This is a genomic window from Exiguobacterium sp. GL_137, from assembly GCF_057834585.1.
This window is the reverse complement of the sequence record NZ_CM174406.1, coordinates 99,731-119,160: the sequence shown is the minus strand read 5'-3', so window position 1 is coordinate 119,160 and position 19,430 is coordinate 99,731. Positions and strand designations below refer to the sequence as shown.

General features: G+C 48.6%; 19 protein-coding genes and 2 other annotated features. All 19 genes read right to left on the bottom strand.

The window, feature by feature from the left end:
- Positions 1 to 76: 76 nt before the first annotated feature.
- The 19 genes from rpoC to ispD all read right to left on the bottom strand — a co-directional run bounded on the left by rpoC (position 77) and on the right by ispD (position 19,414).
- Positions 77 to 3,676: a DNA-directed RNA polymerase subunit beta' gene (rpoC, locus tag AC3IRK_RS00640; protein WP_489170250.1), complete on the bottom strand. Its 3,600-nt coding sequence runs from the start codon at positions 3,674 to 3,676 to the stop codon at positions 77 to 79.
- Positions 3,677 to 3,696: 20 nt separating this feature from the next.
- Entirely contained in the window at positions 3,697 to 7,254 is a 3,558-nt protein-coding gene (gene rpoB, locus AC3IRK_RS00635; RefSeq protein ID WP_131504436.1) for a DNA-directed RNA polymerase subunit beta, read from the bottom strand.
- A 230-nt stretch (positions 7,255 to 7,484) separates the two neighbouring features.
- Positions 7,485 to 8,081, bottom strand: a complete 597-nt coding sequence (locus AC3IRK_RS00630; RefSeq protein WP_131504435.1) for a class I SAM-dependent methyltransferase — start codon at positions 8,079 to 8,081, stop codon at positions 7,485 to 7,487.
- Between the two features lie 83 nt (positions 8,082 to 8,164).
- Positions 8,165 to 8,530 carry a 50S ribosomal protein L7/L12 gene (rplL, locus tag AC3IRK_RS00625; RefSeq protein WP_012368999.1) on the bottom strand — a complete coding sequence of 122 codons (366 nt, stop codon included), beginning with the start codon at positions 8,528 to 8,530 and terminating at the stop codon, positions 8,165 to 8,167.
- A 76-nt stretch (positions 8,531 to 8,606) separates the two neighbouring features.
- Positions 8,607 to 9,113, bottom strand: a complete 507-nt coding sequence (gene rplJ / locus AC3IRK_RS00620; protein ID WP_131504434.1) for a 50S ribosomal protein L10 — start codon at positions 9,111 to 9,113, stop codon at positions 8,607 to 8,609.
- A 50-nt stretch (positions 9,114 to 9,163) separates the two neighbouring features.
- Positions 9,164 to 9,318 (bottom strand) — a sequence feature (ribosomal protein L10 leader region).
- Between the two features lie 54 nt (positions 9,319 to 9,372).
- Entirely contained in the window at positions 9,373 to 10,059 is a 687-nt protein-coding gene (gene rplA / locus AC3IRK_RS00615; RefSeq protein WP_034769418.1) for a 50S ribosomal protein L1, read from the bottom strand.
- A gap of 116 nt (positions 10,060 to 10,175) precedes the next feature.
- On the bottom strand, positions 10,176 to 10,601 hold the full coding sequence (gene rplK, locus AC3IRK_RS00610) for a 50S ribosomal protein L11 (RefSeq protein ID WP_012368996.1): 426 nt from the start codon (positions 10,599 to 10,601) through the stop codon (positions 10,176 to 10,178).
- 149 nt (positions 10,602 to 10,750) lie between these two features.
- Entirely contained in the window at positions 10,751 to 11,302 is a 552-nt protein-coding gene (gene nusG, locus AC3IRK_RS00605; protein ID WP_026826909.1) for a transcription termination/antitermination protein NusG, read from the bottom strand.
- A 19-nt stretch (positions 11,303 to 11,321) separates the two neighbouring features.
- Positions 11,322 to 11,492, bottom strand: coding sequence for a preprotein translocase subunit SecE (gene secE, locus AC3IRK_RS00600; RefSeq protein WP_014969138.1), 171 nt, complete (start codon positions 11,490 to 11,492; stop codon positions 11,322 to 11,324).
- A 44-nt stretch (positions 11,493 to 11,536) separates the two neighbouring features.
- Positions 11,537 to 11,683: a 50S ribosomal protein L33 gene (rpmG, locus tag AC3IRK_RS00595; protein ID WP_012368993.1), complete on the bottom strand. Its 147-nt coding sequence runs from the start codon at positions 11,681 to 11,683 to the stop codon at positions 11,537 to 11,539.
- 155 nt (positions 11,684 to 11,838) lie between these two features.
- Complete coding sequence (gene sigH, locus AC3IRK_RS00590) at positions 11,839 to 12,480, bottom strand: RNA polymerase sporulation sigma factor SigH (RefSeq protein ID WP_012368992.1); 642 nt, start codon at positions 12,478 to 12,480, stop codon at positions 11,839 to 11,841.
- 191 nt (positions 12,481 to 12,671) lie between these two features.
- Entirely contained in the window at positions 12,672 to 13,202 is a 531-nt protein-coding gene (locus AC3IRK_RS00585) for an NYN domain-containing protein (protein WP_114597363.1), read from the bottom strand.
- A complete protein-coding gene (rlmB, locus tag AC3IRK_RS00580; protein WP_026826906.1) occupies positions 13,199 to 13,963 on the bottom strand; it encodes a 23S rRNA (guanosine(2251)-2'-O)-methyltransferase RlmB in 765 nt (254 codons plus the stop codon). Before rlmB ends, AC3IRK_RS00585 begins: the two co-directional genes overlap by 4 nt.
- Before the next feature lie 91 nt (positions 13,964 to 14,054).
- Complete coding sequence (locus tag AC3IRK_RS00575; protein ID WP_131504431.1) at positions 14,055 to 14,459, bottom strand: Mini-ribonuclease 3; 405 nt, start codon at positions 14,457 to 14,459, stop codon at positions 14,055 to 14,057.
- Complete coding sequence (cysS, locus tag AC3IRK_RS00570) at positions 14,456 to 15,853, bottom strand: cysteine--tRNA ligase (protein ID WP_214855937.1); 1,398 nt, start codon at positions 15,851 to 15,853, stop codon at positions 14,456 to 14,458. The genes AC3IRK_RS00575 and cysS overlap by 4 nt, the downstream gene beginning before the upstream one ends.
- On the bottom strand, positions 15,807 to 16,490 hold the full coding sequence (cysE, locus tag AC3IRK_RS00565; RefSeq protein ID WP_489170249.1) for a serine O-acetyltransferase: 684 nt from the start codon (positions 16,488 to 16,490) through the stop codon (positions 15,807 to 15,809). Before cysE ends, cysS begins: the two co-directional genes overlap by 47 nt.
- A 45-nt stretch (positions 16,491 to 16,535) precedes the next feature.
- Positions 16,536 to 16,754: a binding site (T-box leader), on the bottom strand.
- Complete coding sequence (gltX, locus tag AC3IRK_RS00560; protein WP_489170248.1) at positions 16,755 to 18,200, bottom strand: glutamate--tRNA ligase; 1,446 nt, start codon at positions 18,198 to 18,200, stop codon at positions 16,755 to 16,757.
- A gap of 45 nt (positions 18,201 to 18,245) precedes the next feature.
- Complete coding sequence (gene ispF, locus AC3IRK_RS00555) at positions 18,246 to 18,728, bottom strand: 2-C-methyl-D-erythritol 2,4-cyclodiphosphate synthase (RefSeq protein WP_041261398.1); 483 nt, start codon at positions 18,726 to 18,728, stop codon at positions 18,246 to 18,248.
- A gap of 2 nt (positions 18,729 to 18,730) precedes the next feature.
- Entirely contained in the window at positions 18,731 to 19,414 is a 684-nt protein-coding gene (gene ispD / locus AC3IRK_RS00550; protein WP_214855931.1) for a 2-C-methyl-D-erythritol 4-phosphate cytidylyltransferase, read from the bottom strand.
- Between the last annotated feature and the right edge of the window lie 16 nt (positions 19,415 to 19,430).

The window sequence follows — 19,430 nt, the reverse complement described above, 5'->3', positions numbered from 1 at the left end:
ATATCCTCCAAAATAACACAGCCGGTTGGCAACACTATATCATAGTAGCACCGCCATACCGGCGTGTCAAGGCGTTTTATTCTACAGGAGAATCTGCTTCTACAGGTGCTTCGCCTGCAATCTCGAGACCGATTTGACGGTAACGTGTCATTCCTGTACCAGCTGGAACAAGTTTACCGATAATAACGTTCTCTTTCAAGCCGCGAAGGTAGTCGCTCTTCCCTTTAATTGCCGCATCCGTAAGGACACGAGTAGTTTCCTGGAACGAAGCAGCTGATAGGAACGAATCCGTCTCAAGCGACGCTTTAGTGATACCGAGGAGAACTGGTTTAGCCGAAGCGAGTGCTTTACCGGCACGGAGCGCTTCTTTACATGCTTCTTTAAATGTGCTGATATCGACTAGCGAACCTGGTAAGAGTGATGTCTCACCAGACTCGATGACGCGAACGCGACGGATCATCTGACGTACCATGACCTCGACGTGCTTGTCACCGATCTCAACCCCTTGCATCCGGTATACTTTTTGAACTTCTTGAAGAAGATAGTTCTGTACGCCTGATACACCTTTGACGTTCAAGAGTTCTTTCGGGTCGATTGAACCCTCTGTGAACACTTGTCCGGCTACAACTTCTTCACCGAGTTGAACACGAAGACGTGATCCGAAAGGAATCGTGTATGTCCGTGTTTCGCTCAGACCTTGAATCGTCAACTCACGCTTATCACGCGACTCCGTAAAGTCGATGACTTGTCCGTCGATTTCCGAGATGACCGCTTGACCTTTCGGGTTACGGGCCTCGAACAATTCCTGGATACGCGGGAGACCTTGTGTGATATCGTCTCCGGCAACCCCACCTGTGTGGAAGGTACGCATTGTAAGCTGCGTTCCTGGCTCACCGATTGATTGTGCCGCGATGATTCCGACTGCTTCGCCGACTTCGACGTCGTTACCAGTCGCAAGGTTACGTCCGTAACATTTCTTACAGACACCATGACTTGTATTACAAGTGAAGGCTGTACGAATCTCAACATTGTCGATGCCTGCGTCCGTGATGGCACGCGCGATATCTTCGTCGATGAGTTCGTTTGTTGAAACGAGGACTGCTCCTGTTTCCGGGTGAACAACTTTTTCGAACGCCGTACGGCCAACGAGTCGGTCGTAGAGGTTTTCGATTTCTTCCGTTCCTTCGCGGAGTGCTGTAACACGGATACCACGATCCGTTCCACAATCATCTTCGCGAATGATAACATCTTGCGCGACGTCAACGAGACGACGAGTCAGGTAACCTGAATCGGCAGTCTTCAAGGCTGTATCGGCAAGACCTTTACGGGCACCGTGCGTCGAGATGAAGTATTCCTGAACCGTCAGACCCTCACGGAACGAAGATTTGATCGGGAGCTCGATGATCCGTCCACTTGGAGCGGCCATGAGTCCACGCATCCCTGCAAGCTGCGTAAAGTTTGATGCGTTACCACGGGCACCAGAGTCACTCATCATGAAGATCGGGTTCAAACGGTTGAGGGATTTCATCAGACGAGACTGAATTTCATCCTTCGCGTCATTCCACGATTTAACGACACGCTCATAGCGCTCTTCTTCTGTGATGAGACCACGGCGATACGATTTCATAACGCGGTCAACATTATCTTGTGCCTCGACCAGGATTTCCTGTTTATCCGGAAGTACGATGATATCAGCGATACCAACCGTAATACCCGCACGTGTCGAGTGTTTGAAACCAAGGTTTTTCATTCGGTCAAGCATGCGGCTCGTCTCAGTCGTTTCAAAACGCTTGAAGACTTCTGCGATGACATTTCCGAGGAATCCTTTTTTGAATGGTTCGATGATCGGACGGCTCTTAATTTCAGCCGTGATATCCGTTCCTTTTTCAAGGAAGTACTGATCAGGCGTTGCTTCCTGCAGATTGTTCATCGATGGTTCATTCAAGTATGGGAACGTCGTTGGGAGGATCTCGTTGAAGATCAACTTACCGACCGTCGTAACCAGTAACTTCTCGTTTTGCGCTTCAGTGAATGTCGGGTTCTTCAGAACGCCGGCCGGAATCGCAACACGTGTGTGGAAGTGGACATACCCGTTTTGGTAGGCAATCAATGCTTCGTTCACCGTCGAGAATGTTTTCCCTTCGCCGATCGCGTTTTCACGCTCAAGCGTCAGGTAGTAGTTACCGAGGACCATATCCTGCGATGGTGTAACAACAGGCTTACCGTCTTTCGGGTTCAAGATGTTTTGTGCAGCGAGCATGAGAAGACGGGCTTCTGCTTGGGCTTCTGCTGAAAGTGGTACGTGAACCGCCATTTGGTCACCATCGAAATCGGCGTTGTAAGCCGTACATACGAGTGGGTGCAGACGAATCGCGCGACCTTCGACGAGTGTCGGTTCGAACGCCTGGATACCGAGACGGTGAAGTGTCGGGGCACGGTTCAAGAGAACCGGATGCTCACGGATGACTTCTTCTAAGACGTCCCAAATTTCAGGTTGAACACGTTCGATTTTCCGTTTTGCACTCTTGATGTTTGGTGCGATGCCACGTGAGACAAGCTCTTTCATGACAAACGGTTTGAAGAGTTCAAGGGCCATTTCTTTCGGAAGGCCACATTGATACATCTTCAGGTTTGGACCAACGACGATAACCGAACGACCAGAATAGTCGACTCGTTTACCGAGTAAGTTTTGACGGAAACGTCCTTGTTTCCCTTTCAGCATGTGTGAAAGAGATTTTAATGGACGGTTACCCGGTCCAGTAACCGGACGACCGCGACGACCGTTATCGATCAAGGCATCGACCGCTTCTTGCAACATCCGTTTTTCATTCTGAACGATGATGTTCGGAGCGCCAAGGTCAAGAAGACGCTTGAGACGGTTGTTACGGTTGATGACACGACGGTATAAGTCGTTTAAGTCAGATGTCGCGAAACGTCCACCATCAAGCTGGACCATCGGACGGAGTTCCGGCGGGATGACCGGTAATACTTCAAGAACCATCCACTCCGGATTGTTGCCTGAGTTGCGGAAAGCATCGAGGACTTCAAGACGTTTAATCGCACGTGTACGACGTTGTCCTTGAATCATTCGAAGATCTTCACGTAAGCCGGCTACTTCTTTTTCGAGTTCAACGTCACGGAGCAATTTACGAACTGCTTCCGCACCCATTTCAGCGGTAAACGAACTACCGAATTTCTCGCGATAGGCGCGGTACTCTTTTTCTGAAAGAAGTTGTTTCTTCTCGAGTGTCGATTCGCCCGGATCCGTTACGACGTACGACGCGAAGTAAATGATCTCTTCGAGTGCACGCGGTGACATATCAAGGACGAGACCCATACGACTTGGGATTCCTTTAAAGTACCAGATGTGCGAAACCGGTGCTGCAAGTTCAATGTGACCCATGCGCTCACGACGGACTTTCGACTTGGTTACTTCAACACCACAACGGTCACAAATGATTCCTTTATAACGAATCCGTTTGTATTTCCCGCAGTAACATTCCCAGTCTTTTGTTGGACCAAAAATCCGTTCACAGAACAAGCCGTCTTTCTCTGGCTTGAGCGTACGATAGTTGATCGTTTCCGGCTTCTTCACTTCCCCGAAAGACCACGAACGGATCTTTTCAGGGGAAGCGAGGCCGATTTTCATATATTCAAATCTATTAACATCTACCAAGGGGTGGACCTCCCTTTCGCTTATTCCTCTTCAGTAACAACTGGTGCGACAGGCGCTTGAACTTCTTCGAGTGCTGGAGTCGCGTTCGGGATGTTGTCGTCGTCGTCGTCTTTCATTTCGATCTCTTCATCTTCGGCAGACATCATCTTAACATCCATACCAAGGGATTGAAGCTCTTTAATGAGGACTCGGAACGATTCCGGCACGCCCGGTTGTGGTACATTTTCGCCTTTAACGATCGCTTCATATGCTTTAACACGACCGATTGTATCATCGGACTTGATTGTCAGGATCTCTTGGAGCGTATAAGCGGCACCGTATGCTTCCAGTGCCCATACTTCCATCTCACCGAAACGCTGTCCACCGAACTGGGCTTTACCACCGAGCGGCTGCTGCGTAACGAGCGAGTAAGGACCCGTCGAACGTGCGTGAAGTTTATCATCGACCATGTGGGCGAGTTTGATCATATACATGACACCAACCGAGATGCGGTTATCGAAGGCTTCACCAGAACGTCCATCATAAAGGATCGTTTTAGCGTCGCGGTCCATACCGGCCTCTTCAATCGTTGCCCAAACATCTTCCTCACGTGCACCATCGAATACCGGCGATGCAACTTTGATTCCGAGTTGGCGTGCAGCCATACCAAGGTGAAGTTCGAGCAACTGCCCGATGTTCATCCGTGATGGTACACCAAGTGGATTCAACATGATGTCGATTGGTGTGCCGTCTGGCATGTACGGCATGTCTTCTTCAGGCAGGATACGTGAGATAACACCTTTGTTACCGTGACGTCCCGCCATTTTATCTCCTTCGTGAATCTTACGCTTCTGAACGATGTACGCACGGATCAACTGGTTGACACCAGGTGACAGTTCGTCGCCGTTATCACGATCGAAGATTTTCACGTCAAGGATGATTCCGTCTCCGCCGTGTGGAACACGAAGTGACGTATCACGAACTTCACGTGCTTTTTCACCGAAGATTGCATGAAGCAGGCGTTCTTCAGCTGTCAATTCCGTTACGCCCTTAGGTGTAACTTTACCGACCAGGATATCCCCGTCTTTAACTTCAGCACCGACACGGATGATTCCGCGGTCGTCGAGGTTTTTCAGGGCGTCGTCACCGACGTTTGGAATATCACGCGTGATCTCTTCCGGTCCGAGTTTTGTATCACGTGATTCACACTCATATTCTTCAATGTGGATCGACGTGTAGACGTCGTCTTTCACGAGACGTTCGCTCATGATGACAGCATCCTCGTAGTTGTAACCATCCCATGTCATGAAACCGACGAGTACGTTACGACCAAGCGCAAGTTCCCCACCGTCCATCGATGGACCATCTGCAAGGATCTCGCCTTTATCGACAGGATCGCCTACTTTGATGATTGGTTTTTGGTTATAGCACGTTCCTTGGTTAGAACGGATGAATTTCTGGATTTTGTAACGGTCAAGTTCTCCCTGAACGATGTTACCATCGACTTCCGTCGTACGACGGACAAGGATTTCACGGGCCGTTACACGCTCAGCGATACCTGAATGTTTTGCAACAACAGCAGCACCTGAGTCTTTTGCAGACACGTACTCCATTCCGGTACCGACAATCGGTGATTCCGGATCAAGAAGAGGTACGGCCTGACGTTGCATGTTCGCTCCCATGAGGGCACGGTTCGAGTCATCGTTCTCTAAGAACGGGATACATGCCGTCGCTGCCGAAACAACCTGTTTCGGTGAAACGTCCATGTAGTCGACACGAGCTGGTTCGACAGACAAGTTTTGTCCGCGGAAACGTGACAAGACGTGTGTATCTTGGAACGTCTTCTCTTCCGTCAACAACATGTTTGCCTGTGCGACAACGTAGAGATCCTCTTCGTCGGCCGTCATGTAGTGAATTTCATTCGTGACGACACCCGTTTCCGGATCGACACGACGGTATGGCGCTTCGATGAAACCATACTCATTGACTTTCGCGAACGAAGACAGTGAGTTGATCAGCCCGATGTTTGGACCCTCAGGCGTTTCAATCGGACACATACGGGAATAATGCGAGTAGTGAACATCTCGGACTTCAAAGCCGGCACGCTCACGTGTGAGACCACCGGGTCCAAGTGCAGATAGACGACGTTTGTGCGTCAATTCCGCAAGCGGGTTCGTTTGGTCCATGAACTGTGATAACTGCGAGCTACCGAAGAACTCTTTAATCGATGCGATAACAGGACGAATGTTGATCAATGCCTGTGGCGTGATCGCATTCTGGTCTTGAATCGACATCCGCTCCTTGACGACACGTTCCATACGGGAAAGCCCGATCCGGAACTGGTTTTGGAGCAATTCACCGACTGAACGGAGACGACGGTTACCGAGGTGGTCGATATCGTCTGTCGTTCCTACTTCATGCAACAAGTTGAAGAAATAGTTGATGGCAGCAATCATGTCAGCAGGCGTGATGTGCTTGATGTCACGATCGATGTTACCGTTACCGATGATATTGATGATGCGTTCACCTTCAGCATCGTCCGGTGCGAACACCTTGATCGACTGTAAGTTGAAGGCTTCGCCTTGCGTTACGCCGCCAGTTGGCGTCGCTTCGATGTAACCGACAGATCCTTCAAGGAATGGCAAGACTTTGTCGAGCATGCGACGGTCAAGAACCGTTCCTTCTTCTGCGATCACTTCCCCTGTTTCCGGATCGACAAGCGTTTCCGCAAGTTTCTGCCCGAACAGACGATTCTTCAGATGAAGTTTTTTGTTGATTTTATAACGACCAACGTTTGCCAAATCATAACGTTTCGGGTCAAAGAACCGTGACACGAGAAGTGCTTTCGCATTTTCGACAGTCGGTGGCTCTCCCGGACGCAGACGCTCATAAATTTCAATGAGGGCTTTTTCCGTTGTTTCTGTATTATCTTTTTCAAGGGAGTTACGGAGGTACTCATCATCTCCAAGGAGATCGATGATTTCCTGATCCGTACCGAAACCAAGAGCACGTAAAAGAACCGTTACTGGAATCTTACGCGTGCGGTCGATTCGGACGTATACGATATCCTTCGCATCTGTCTCAAGTTCGAGCCATGCTCCACGGTTCGGGATGACCGTTGCCGAAAATCCACGTTTACCGTTTTTATCTAACTTATTGTTGTAATACACACTTGGCGAACGAACAAGCTGGGAAACGATAACTCGTTCCGCACCATTAATAATGAATGTTCCCGACTCCGTCATAAGCGGGAAGTCACCCATAAAGACTTCTTGTTCCTTCAATTCACCCGTCTCTTTGTTTTGAAGACGGACTTTTACGCGTAGTGGTGCCGAATAGGTCACATCGCGCTCTTTTGATTCATCAATCGAATACTTCGGCTCTCCGAGCGAGTAGTCGATGAATTCTAATACGAGATTTCCTGTGAAGTCGGAAATCGGCGAGATATCATGAAACATCTCACGAAGACCTTCCCGTAGGAACCATTCGTATGAATTCGTTTGAATCTCAATAAGGTTTGGAAGTTCTAAAACTTCGCTGATACGTGCATAGCTTCTTCTCTGACGGTGACGACCGTACTGAACAAGTTGACCAGTCAACTGATTCACCTCTCAGACCCAGTTCTTCTTCTTGAGAAGGACGGGTGTAATATCGAACATTGAAGCCATTTTTTGACCGATAAGCGCAAAAAAGCGACGTCTTGTCTACTCAATCATCTGTAGTCGAGAACGCCAGCTGCTTCAAACTGCTTATCCAAAAATCACTCCAATGGCATTTTATAATACTATCATAGACATTAGACAAGGTCAACGACAAATCACTCGATTTGTCAAGACCGAATTGATTTAAATATCGAATACCCTTTATCGCGGGTAACCGTCTCACATGAACCAAACACTTCTTCCATCAACTTCTTCGCTGATGGACCACCTTGTTTCTTTTGAATGACGACCCATAAGGCACCGCCCACTTCAAGATGATCATACGCTTCCCGCAAAATCCGGTGAACAACCGGCTTCCCCGCCCGAATCGGTGGATTCGTCACGATCGCTGCAAACGTCTGTTCAGCCACGCCAGCATATCCGTCACTTACACCGGTCGTCACGGAAACACCATTCGCACGTGCATTGTCAGCCGCAAGCTCAAGAGCCCGCTCGTTTACATCTACTAAAACGGCTTCTCGTCCGGTTGTTTTCGCAAGCGAAATGCCCATCGGACCATATCCGCACCCGACATCCAAAATTGCTCCCGGTACATCCGGCTCCACAAAGGCTTCAATCAGTAAACGCGAACCGAAATCCACGCCGCCTTTTGAAAACACTCCATGATCCGAAGTGAAGCGGAACGTTTCACCACGTAAGACGAATTCCCACGACTTTGGATCCCGTTTCGAGGAGGGATCATTTGTGTAATAATGATCTGCCATGTTTCCTTCCCCTCTCTATATTAAAGTTGAAAACAAAAGAAGCCCGCAAAGCGAGCTTCTTTTGTTTTAAGTGAAGAAGAAAATTACTTAACTTCTACGCTTGCGCCAGCTTCTTCAAGCTTAGCTTTGATTGCGTCAGCGTCTTCTTTCGAAACGCCTTCTTTAACTGGAGCCGGAGTTCCGTCAACGAGTGCTTTCGCTTCTTTAAGACCGAGGCCTGTCAATTCGCGAACTGCTTTGATGACGTTGATTTTACCAGAACCTGCGCTAGTAAGGATTACGTCGAATTCAGTTTGCTCTTCAGCTGCTGCTGCGCCTGCACCTGCTGCTGCTACTGGAGCTGCTGCTGATACGCCGAATTCTTCTTCGATTGTTTTTACGAGTTCGTTAAGTTCAAGAACAGTCATGCCCTTGAGGTCTTCGATAAATTGCTCTTTGTTGAAAGCCATTATGGTTTTCCTCCTTTGATTTAACCCACGTTGGGGTGTGAAAAATTGTGTGTTTGCCTATCCCGCTAAGCGGACATTAAGCAGATTGTTCTTCTTTTTGCTCTGCAATTGCGTTCGTTGCCACCGCAAGACCACGGATTGGCGCTTGAAGCACGCTGAGAAGCATCGAAAGGAGACCTTCGCGTGATGGAAGTTCCGCAAGGGCTTTGACATCTTCTACTGAAGTGACTTTGCCTTCGATGATACCACCTTTAAGCTCAAGAGCTTTGTGGTCTTTCGAGAAGTTGTTTAAGATCTTAGCTGGAGCGATAACGTCTTCATTGCTGAAGGCGATCGCAGTAGGACCTGTAAAGACTTCGTCAAGACCCTCAAGATTGCTTTGAACTGCAGCACGGCGGAGGAGACCGTTTTTGTAAACTTTGAATTCAACACCCGCTTCGCGGAGTTGTTTACGAAGTTCTGTTACTTCGTCTACTGTGAGACCACGGTAGTCGACGACGATTGTTCCAGCGCTCGCTTGCATTTTCTCAGCGATCTCAGTTACGAGATCCGCTTTGACAGCGATAACTTTTTCGTTTGCCATTTCTGTTGCACCTCCTGGTAAATGGAATGTACCGGCGCGAGGGGCTGCTCGATTTCAAATAAAAAGCCTCCGTCTGCAAGGCAGAGGAGGCGTAATCGTCAAAAAGGATACCTGAACAAACAGGCTCTCTGAGCAAGAACACCTCGGAAGGGTTTATGCTCAATCGATGAGCACCTTCTGTCTACGGTATGTCGAATATATCAACGTTTTATACTGTAACAGCGTTCTTAGAACGTTGTCAAGTTCGTTTTAGACGAAATTATTTCGCAAAGTCAGCTGAAGATACTTTTACACCAGGACCCATTGTTGAAGCGATCGCGATGTTTTTAAGGTAGATACCTTTAGCAGTAGCAGGCTTAACTTTAACGAGAGTTTCGATGACTGTGTTGATGTTCTCAACCAATTTAGCGTCATCAAATGATTTTTTACCGACTGGAACGTGGATGTTACCAGATTTGTCGACACGGTACTCAACTTTACCAGCTTTGATATCGTTGATTGCTTTCGTGACGTCAAATGTAACTGTTCCTGTTTTCGGGTTAGGCATGAGGCCTTTAGGTCCGAGAACACGGCCGAGTTTACCAACTTCACCCATCATGTCAGGTGTCGCAACGATAACATCGAAGTCGAACCATCCTTGTTGGATTTTAGTGATGTACTCAGAATCACCAGCGAAGTCTGCTCCAGCAGCTTCCGCTTCTTTTAATTTCTCACCTTTAGCAAAGACGAGAACTTTTTGTGTTTTACCAGTACCGTGTGGCAATACGACTGCTCCACGGATTTGTTGATCTGCTTTCTTCGGATCGACTCCGAGACGAACAGCAAGTTCGATTGTTTCATCGAATTTCGCAGTTGCAGACTTTTTAGTTAAGTCTACCGCTTCAGCGAGTTCGTATGAAACCGTACGATCGATAAGTTTAGCAGCTTCTTTATACTTCTTACCCATTTTAGGTTCCTCCTTTGTGGTTGTGCGGAAAATCCTCCCACATAATGAAAGGGTAGCAAGGCTTCAAGTAACTATCCGCCTGCGACCCTCATCGTTGTTCATTGCAATCAAAAGACTCAGTCTTCGATTACGATACCCATAGAACGTGCAGTACCTTCAACCATCAACATCGCTGTTTCAACAGATGCTGCGTTGAGGTCTGGCATTTTCGTTTCAGCGATTTCGCGAACTTTGTCACGTTTGACAGTCGCTACTTTCTTACGGTTAGGCTCGCCTGAACCGCTCTCGATTCCAGCTGCTTTCTTCAAGAGAACTGCTGCTGGTGGAGTTTTAGTAATAAACGTAAATGAACGATCTTCAAAAACCGTGATGACTACAGGAATAATCAAGCCGGCTTGGTCTTGTGTACGAGCGTTGAACTCTTTACAGAAGCCCATGATGTTCACACCTGCTTGACCGAGTGCCGGTCCAACTGGTGGAGCTGGGTTTGCTTTGCCCGCAGGAATTTGAAGTTTAACTAGTTTCATAACCTTCTTCGCCACGAGACACACCTCCTTAATTCTTTAATGTGGTTTAATTGGACGTTGCGCGTCCTCCCACTCATTCTATTCGACGAGTAATTTATCGAAATAAGCACAACATCAAACAGGAAAAATTGTACCATTAAAATAAAAGTTTCGCAATAGGAAACTTAATCTATTTTCTCAACTTGTGAGAAATCGAGCTCTACTTTCGTTTCACGACCGAACATATCGACAGAAACCTTCATTTTCTCTGTTTCTGTTTCAAGTTCTTCGATCGTACCTTCCAGGTTCGCAAAGACACCTTCTTTGATCCGTACGATTTGTCCCATTGTAAAGTCATAACGACTCTTCATGTCAACAAGTCCCATTGATCCGAGAATGTTTTCCGCTTCTTCTGGAAGAAGTGGTGTCGGTTTTGAACCGCCGCCGACCGAACCGAGGAATCCCGTGACGTTCGGTGTGTTACGGACGACATACCAAGAATCATCCGTCATGACCATCTCCACGAGGACATACCCCGGGAAAATCTTGATTTCACGTTCCTTGATTTTCGTTTCACCTTTTTTGTTTGTTACTTCTTCCTGTACCGTTTCGATTGGAACGAGTACACGGAAGATTTTCTCGTCCATGTTCATGGATTCAATCCGACGCTCAAGATTTGCCTTGACGTTATTTTCGAATCCAGAGTACGTTTGGACAACAAACCACTGCTTATCCATGGTACGTCACCTCTTCTTTTTACTTAATCAACCAACTCATGAATGCGCTGAGCCCTGAATCGATACCGAAGATGAAGACACCCATAAAAATGACCATACCGATTACAGTCAGTGTATACTTCGTCAGTTCTTTTCGTTTCGGCCAGCTCGTCTTTTTCAGTTCATTCCATACGTCACGCAAAAATTTCATCGTACTTTCCCTCCAGGATGTAGTAAATGGGGATAGATGAAGCCTTATTTCGCTTCTTTATGAATCGTATGCGCGTTACAACGGCGACAGAACTTCTTCAGTTCCAAGCGGATGCTGACATCCTCTTTTTTCATCGTCGTGTAGTCGCGGGCACCGCAAATATCACAAGCAAGGCCTACTTTCTTCGCCATCTCAAACGACCTCCTTCTTTGCCACTCCTTCTCTTCAAGAAGAGAATCCTCTCTAAAAAAGAGCGTAAAAAAAAACGCCTATGAGCGGCGTCTCGCTAGTAAGGCGCTATTTATACAGTAGCACACCCGGTTAACGGGGTCAATCCACCTCTCGGTCAGACAGTCAGTTTTCGTGCTTCAAGATACCGTTCCAGCTTTTTCTTCACACGTTGAAGGGCATTATCGATTGACTTGACATGACGATCGAGATCATCTGAGATTTCCTGATAGGTTCTTCCGTCGAGATAGAGCGCCAGTACTTTTCGCTCCAGATCACTAAGGATCTCATCCATCTTACTTTCAATATCCGCATACTCTTCCCGGTTCACAATCAACACTTGCGGATCTGACGGGGCTGTCGATGTGATGATATCGAGTAAAGTCCGTTCCGATTCGTCATCGTAAATCGGTTTATCGAGCGAAATGTAGGAATTCAACGGAATATGTTTTTGACGCGTTGCGGTTTTGATTGCTGTAATCATTTGCCGGGTAATACACAGCTCAGCAAAGCCTTTGAACGAAGCCAGCTTATCCGTACGGTAATCCCGGACTGCCTTATACAGACCGATCATACCTTCCTGGATGATGTCTTCCCGGTCCGCTCCGATTAAAAAGTAAGACCGTGCCTTGGCGCGCACGAAGTTCCGATACCGCTCGATCAGAAATTCGAGCGCATCACTGTTGTCAAATACCTTCGCTTGTTCCACAAGCGCCTCATCGGTCATGCACTCAAACTGGTCGAACGAAACCAAACTCATCCGTCATCCCTCCAAGCTTCTCTAACAAACTAATCGATTGTTTCTAATTATACAATAATTTCCTGTCTTACGACAATGAAAATTGGCATGACCTCTTTTTTTACTCTGTTGATCGTGCGAAGACGTGACACCTGAGGAATTAAAAAAAGCGAATTTCACGACTTTATCGTGAATCCGCTTTTTCATTTTCTTCATGAATCTGAATTTTTACGCCGCCGGATCTCTTCAAGCCGTTCAATGACATCAGCCGGCATATCGATTGTCGAACGTGGTTTCTTGCTCGTCTTCGACGCAATCGTCTGTCCACGGATGACGGCAACCGCCGCCTTCCAGTCCCGTCGTAATTCCTGCGCCGAGATCCGAAGGGCACCGAGCGTGAAGATGACCCACTGTTCGGTGAAATCGTTTGTCGCAACCGTCAGCTTGACCCGGATATCCTGTAACCATTCCGCCGCTGTTTTCTCAATCCATTCATCCGCCGTTTCGTTTTCCCGTGTATAGATGACTTCGATACCGCTTTTCCTGATCCGGGATTCTCTCCCCGGTTGGAGATAGGCATCGAAGACAATCGTCACACTGATTCCTGTCACGGCCTGGTACTCGGCCATCGCATCGACCAATCGTTCCCGTGCTAATTCAAAATCCTGCTCCCGCAATGTCCGGAATTCCGGCCATGCGCCAATGATATTGTAGCCATCAACGATCAGACGGTCGTATTTCATCGCGAATACGGCTTTCTTGTCCGGTAGACCTCATATAACAACAACGAGGCAGCAACCGATGCGTTGAGTGACGTGACATGTCCTGCCATCGGGAGATGTACAAGGAAATCGCATTTTTCGCGGACAAGCCGGCTCATGCCTTTTCCTTCGCTGCCGATGACGATTCCAAGTGGCATTGTTCCGTCGAGCGTCCGGTAGTCATCACTCTCACGGGCATCCGTCCCGACAAACCAGATCCCTTTTTTCTTTAAATCTTCCATTGTCCGCGTCAAGTTCGTCACACGAACGACCGGGATATGTTCGATCGCCCCCGTTGAAGCTTTCGCGACAACCTGTGTCAATCCGACAGACCGGCGTTTCGGAATAATGATCCCGTGGGCACCGACGGCATCTGCCGTCCGGAGAATCGATCCGAGATTATGCGGATCTTCGAGTTCATCGAGTAAAATCATCAATGGCGTCTCGTCTTTCTTTTCTGCCAGTGCAAAGATATCGTCGAGTTCTGCATACTCATAGGCAGCGACGGCAGCAACGACACCCTGGTGATTGTCGCTTCCCGTCAAACCGTGTAATTTCGAGCGTGGAACGATTTGTGTCTGGACACCTGCCTCTTTCGCCATCGCATGGATGACGGCAAGCGGTCCTTTCTGTTGCCCTTCTTGGATGAAGAGCTTGTTCATCTCACGACCCGTCCGTAACGCTTCGAGAACCGGATTCCGTCCGTATAAGAAATCCTGTCCTTCCTCGAGCGGTTCGATCACGATGGTCTCTTCTTGTTTGGGCTCAACTTTCTTCTGTTTCGTTTTTTCGCCATGCGGCTTGTCTTTTTGTTTACGCGCCGATTGGAACGATTTATTTTCCGTCCGTTGCTTCGGCTTCGAGTAATTCGAGCGCTTGTCCGATGAGTTCTTCAAGACGATCCCCTCCTTCTGCAAGATAGACATATCCGAGCAATGCCTCAAACGCCGTTGCGTACCGGTACGTATGGACGTCCGTACTTTTCGGAACGGAACCTGATTTAGCGTTCTTCCCGCGCCGGACGACAGCCTGCTCTTCTTCTGTCAACGTATTTTCATTTAACCAGTGTGTCACGACGAAGGCTTGCGCCTGAGCACGGACATAGCGGATGGCCGCTTGATGCAGTTCACCCGGTTTGACATATCCTTTTTCAAGCAACCGTTCCCGGACATGCATTTCATAGACAACATCGCCCATGTAGGCGAGTGCCAGCGCATTTAATTGTTTGTAGTTCTTCATCCGCGCTTCCACCGCATCCCTTGCGCTGTATCCTCAAGCAGGATGCCTTGGTCACGCAGTTGATCACGGATCGCGTCCGCACGGGCGAAGTCCCGTTCTTTCCGTGCCGTATCCCGATCACGAATCAGCTGTTCGACTTCTTCATCGAGTAACCCTTTTTCGATTGTCAACGTGACTCCGAGGACTGTCGATAGTTCATCAAAGACTGCCAGGAATCGTTCCAGCACTTCTGTTGCGACCTGGTCTTCCCCAAGATAGAGGTTGGCTTCCTTCGACAGATCAAACAAATCGGTCACAGCGTTCGCTGTATTGAAATCATCATCCATCGATGTGATGAAATGCTGTTTGATTTCTTCGATCCGGTTCAGCCATTTGTCCGTTGCCGTTCCAAGATTAGCCGTCATCGTCAAACGGTGTTCGACGTTTGCGACCGATTCACGGATCCGTGCCAACCCGTTTGCTGCCTGATCGATCAGATCACGGCTGTAGTTGATCGGATGACGGTACTGGACTGACAGCATGAAGAAACGTAAGACCATCGGATCGACGGCTTGAATCGCTTCGTGGACCGTCAGGAAGTTGCCCAGTGATTTTGACATCTTTTCATTTTCGATGTTAAGGAACCCGTTATGCATCCAGTAGTTTGCAAACTTCTGTGAGTTGCACGCTTCCGATTGGGCAATCTCATTTTCATGGTGCGGGAATTTAAGGTCTTGTCCGCCTGCATGAATATCAATCGTATCCCCGAGATACTTTTTCGCCATCGCTGAGCACTCGATGTGCCAGCCGGGACGGCCTTCTCCCCATGGACTCCTCCATGCCGGTTCACCCGGTTTCGCTGCTTTCCATAGGACGAAATCGAGCGGATCTTCTTTTTTCTCGCCGACTTCGATCCGCGCACCCGAGCGGAGTTCATCAATCGACTGTTGACTTAGCTGACCGTAATCTTTAAAGCTGCGTGTCCGGAAGTAGACATCTCCGCTTGACGCATAGGCATTCCCTTTTTCGACGAGCACTTCGATGAAAGCGATGATATCGTCCATCGTTTCCGTGACGAGCGGATGAATATCCGCTTTTTGGACATTCAACGCACCTGTATCCGCGTGATAGGCTTCGATGAATCGTTTCGTCAGTGCATGGTAATCTTCTCCGAGCTCATTCGCTGTCCGGATGATTTTATCGTCGACATCCGTGAAGTTCGAGACATATTTAACGTCATAGCCCCGGTACGTAAAGTAGCGGCGGACCGTATCAAAGACGATGGCCGGACGGGCATTCCCGATATGGATGTAGTTATAGACGGTTGGTCCACAAACATACATCTTGACCTTTCCTTCTTCGAGCGGTTTAAACGGTTCCTTTTTTCCGGTCATGCTGTTGTAAAGTTGTATCATGGCGGTGTCCTCCTTTTATTCGTTCAATCTCACGTTTTAATTGTTCAAGTTCCAGTTCAACCCGTTCCTGGCATTCACGAACCGGATCGGGTAATTGATGATCAAGCGGTGCATCGACTTTTATTCCGTCTTGTATCACGACACGTCCGGGAATTCCGACAACTGTCGCATTTGACGGTACATTTTTTAGAACAACGGAGCTTGCGCCAATCTTCGATGAATCACCAATCGTGATATCACCGAGTACGCGTGCTCCGGCTGATACGAGGACACCATTTCCGAGTGTCGGATGCCGTTTGCCCGTTTCTTTCCCTGTTCCCCCCAGTGTCACACCTTGGAACAGGGTGACATCGTCGCCGATAATCGCCGTTTCCCCAATGACGACTCCCATACCATGGTCGATGAAGAGACGCCGGCCGATTGTCGCACCGGGATGAATCTCAATTCCCGTCAGGAACCGGCTGAATTGCGACAACAGCCGTGCGGCAAGATGCAAATTCATCTTCCACATACGATGAGCCAACCGGTGCATCCAGACGGCATGTAATCCCGGATAGGTCAAGACGACTTCCATCGTACTCCGGGCTGCCGGATCCTGTTTAAATACATTGCGGATATCTTCACGAATCCGTGTCATGTTCGTTCTCCTCTCCATAAGAAAAAGCGCCCCCGTGCATCGCTGCACAGAGACGCCAATCAGCGCGGTCCCACTCTGTTTGGATGAACTGAATCATCCCTCTCCGGTCCGTTAACGCCGGAGATACGTCTACGCCTACTCTCACTGATTTCGGGCAGCACTCAGAGGGGCATTTCGAAAGCGCGTCCGTTCAAGCTTTCTCACCACTCAAGCTTGTCTCTGTACAACGGACATCGTTCCTACTTTCCTCATCTACGCTTTATTTTATGCGTCCAGACGCGCAAGTACGCGGTCTTTTCCTAATAATTGAATCGTGTTCGGAAGCTCCGGTCCGTGTGTTTGTCCGGTCGTTGCGACACGGATTGGCATGAACAGATTTTTCCCTTTTTGTCCGGTTGCTTTTTGGGTTGCTTTGATTGCCCCTTTAATGGCTTCCGGTGTCCATTCTTCAAGTGTCCGCAACTGGTTCGCGAATTCACTCAAGACTGCAGGAACGGTTTCTCCTGCCAAGACAGTGTTTGCCTCTTCATCATACACCAGTTCATCCTCAAAAAACATCTCTGAAAGCTCGACGATTTCTGCGCCGTGTGTCATCTGTTCCCGGTATAATCCGACCAGATTTTGTGCCCAGACAAGCTCTTCTTCCGTCGGTTCGCTTGCAACACGTCCCGCGTCCTGCAGGAATGGCAGACTCGCTTCGAATACTTCTTCGAACGATTGGTGTTTCATGTATTGACCGTTGATCCAAGCCAATTTTTGCTGATCAAAGACAGCCGGACTCTTCGACAAACGAGATGCATCAAAAATCTCGATGAACTCTTCTTTCGTGAAGATTTCCTGTTCACCGACCGGCGACCATCCGAGTAACGTCACGAAGTTCAGTAACGCTTCCGGCAAGTAACCGAGATCTTTATACTGCTCGATGTATTGGATGATCGACTGATCACGTTTCGAGAGTTTTTTGTGTTCTTCGTTGACAATCAATGTCATGTGACCGAATGTCGGATAGTCCCAACCGAACGCATCATAAATCATCATCTGCTTCGGTGTGTTCGAAATATGGTCGTCTCCACGCAGGACGTGGCTGATTTCCATCAAGTGATCATCAACGACGACAGCAAAGTTGTACGTCGGAATCCCGTCTTTTTTAACGATGACCCAATCACCGAAGTCTTTTGATTCGAACGAGACGTCTTCTTTGACGATATCGTTCCATGTGTAGGTGACGCTTTCCGGAACACGGATCCGAATCGACGGTGTCCGGCCTTCTGCAACGAACGCCTCTTCTTGTTCTTGCGTCAGGTTGCGGTGTGCACCTGAATAACGTGGTGCTTCCCCACGGGCGATTTGCGCTTCCCGTTCTGCTTCGAGCTCTTCCGATGTCATATAACAGCGGTAAGCCAGTCCTTTTTCAAGTAACTCGTCTGTGTATTTTTTGTACAGATCGAGCCGTTCCATTTGGAAGTAAGGACCATAGTCACCGCCGCGACCCGGACCTTCATCCCAGTCGATGCCGAGCCATTCGAGGTACTTCATCTGACTTTCCACACCACCATCGATGTTTCGTTTCTGATCCGTATCCTCAATCCGTAAAATCATCTTACCGCCTGCGTGTCGTGCAAACAGGTAGTTAAACAATGCTGTTCGTGCGTTTCCAATATGAAGGTGTCCCGTTGGACTTGGTGCATAACGTACACGTACTTCTGCCATTACCGATCCACTCCTTTAGTCTAAAATTCGCTTACCTAGTATACCTTATTCTTCGATTCGTTTCAGCAAAATCACAGCCTGACATGCGATTCCTTCTTCACGTCCCGTAAAGCCTAGCCATTCCGTCGTCGTTGCCTTGACGTTGATCTGTTCGATATCCGCTTCAAGAAGTTCCGCGATCCGTGCCCGCATCGTATCGATGTATGGACGTAACTTCGGCGCTTGTGCAATGACGGTCGCGTCTAAATTGCCCAGTTCATAGCCTTGTGCTTTGACGAGCGCATACACGTGCTGCAGCAATTTTGCTGAGTCGGCGTCTTTAAATTCCGGATCCGTATCCGGGAAGTGTTTCCCGATATCCCCCGCCGCAATCGCACCAAGCGCTGCGTCAGCAATCGTATGTAACAGGACGTCAGCATCCGAGTGACCGAGCAACCCTTTCGTATGCGGAATCTCAATCCCGCCTAAAATCAGTTTGCGGTCCTCTGCAAAAGCATGTACATCAAATCCTTGTCCAATTCGGATCATCTTCATTTCCCCCGTTTCGTTAGAATGGCTTCTCCAAACAATAAATCGTCCGGCGTCGTCACTTTAATGTTCTCGTATTGTCCGGTGACCCAAGTCACCGTTCCTCCGTCCCATTCTATCAAACTTGCGTCATCCGTACCTAAAAATTCCGTCGCCGCCTTCGCATGAACAGTTCGAATCCGCTCCAACTCAAAGGCTTGCGGTGTTTGGGCTGCCATCAGCTGATCCCGGGGAACCGTCTCGACAATCGCGTCGCCGTCAATCCGTTTGACGGTATCCTTAATCGGCACACCTAAAATCGCAGCTCCGGTCTCTTCAGCTGCTTGGACGACCTGCTGAATCGATTCGATCGTCACGAATGGTCGGGCTCCGTCATGAATCAGGACGATACCGGGTGCTGTCACCGCTTCTAGTCCACGCTGCACACTTTCCTGACGCTCACGTCCACCCGGGACGAGACGGATCGACGTCTTGTATGGTGCCGTGATACGTTCGAACCACGATTGCTCCGCCGGATTAATTGCCAAAATGATTTCAAGACAAGCCGGATCCTGCTCAAAGACATCCAGTGTCCATTCGATGATGGACCGGTTTCGTAACGTCAGCATTAATTTGTTTCGATCTGCTCCCATCCGTTTCCCTGCTCCGGCGGCCGGAATGACAATCCGGTATGTGTGCTCTTTCATTTAGTTCCCTCTTTTC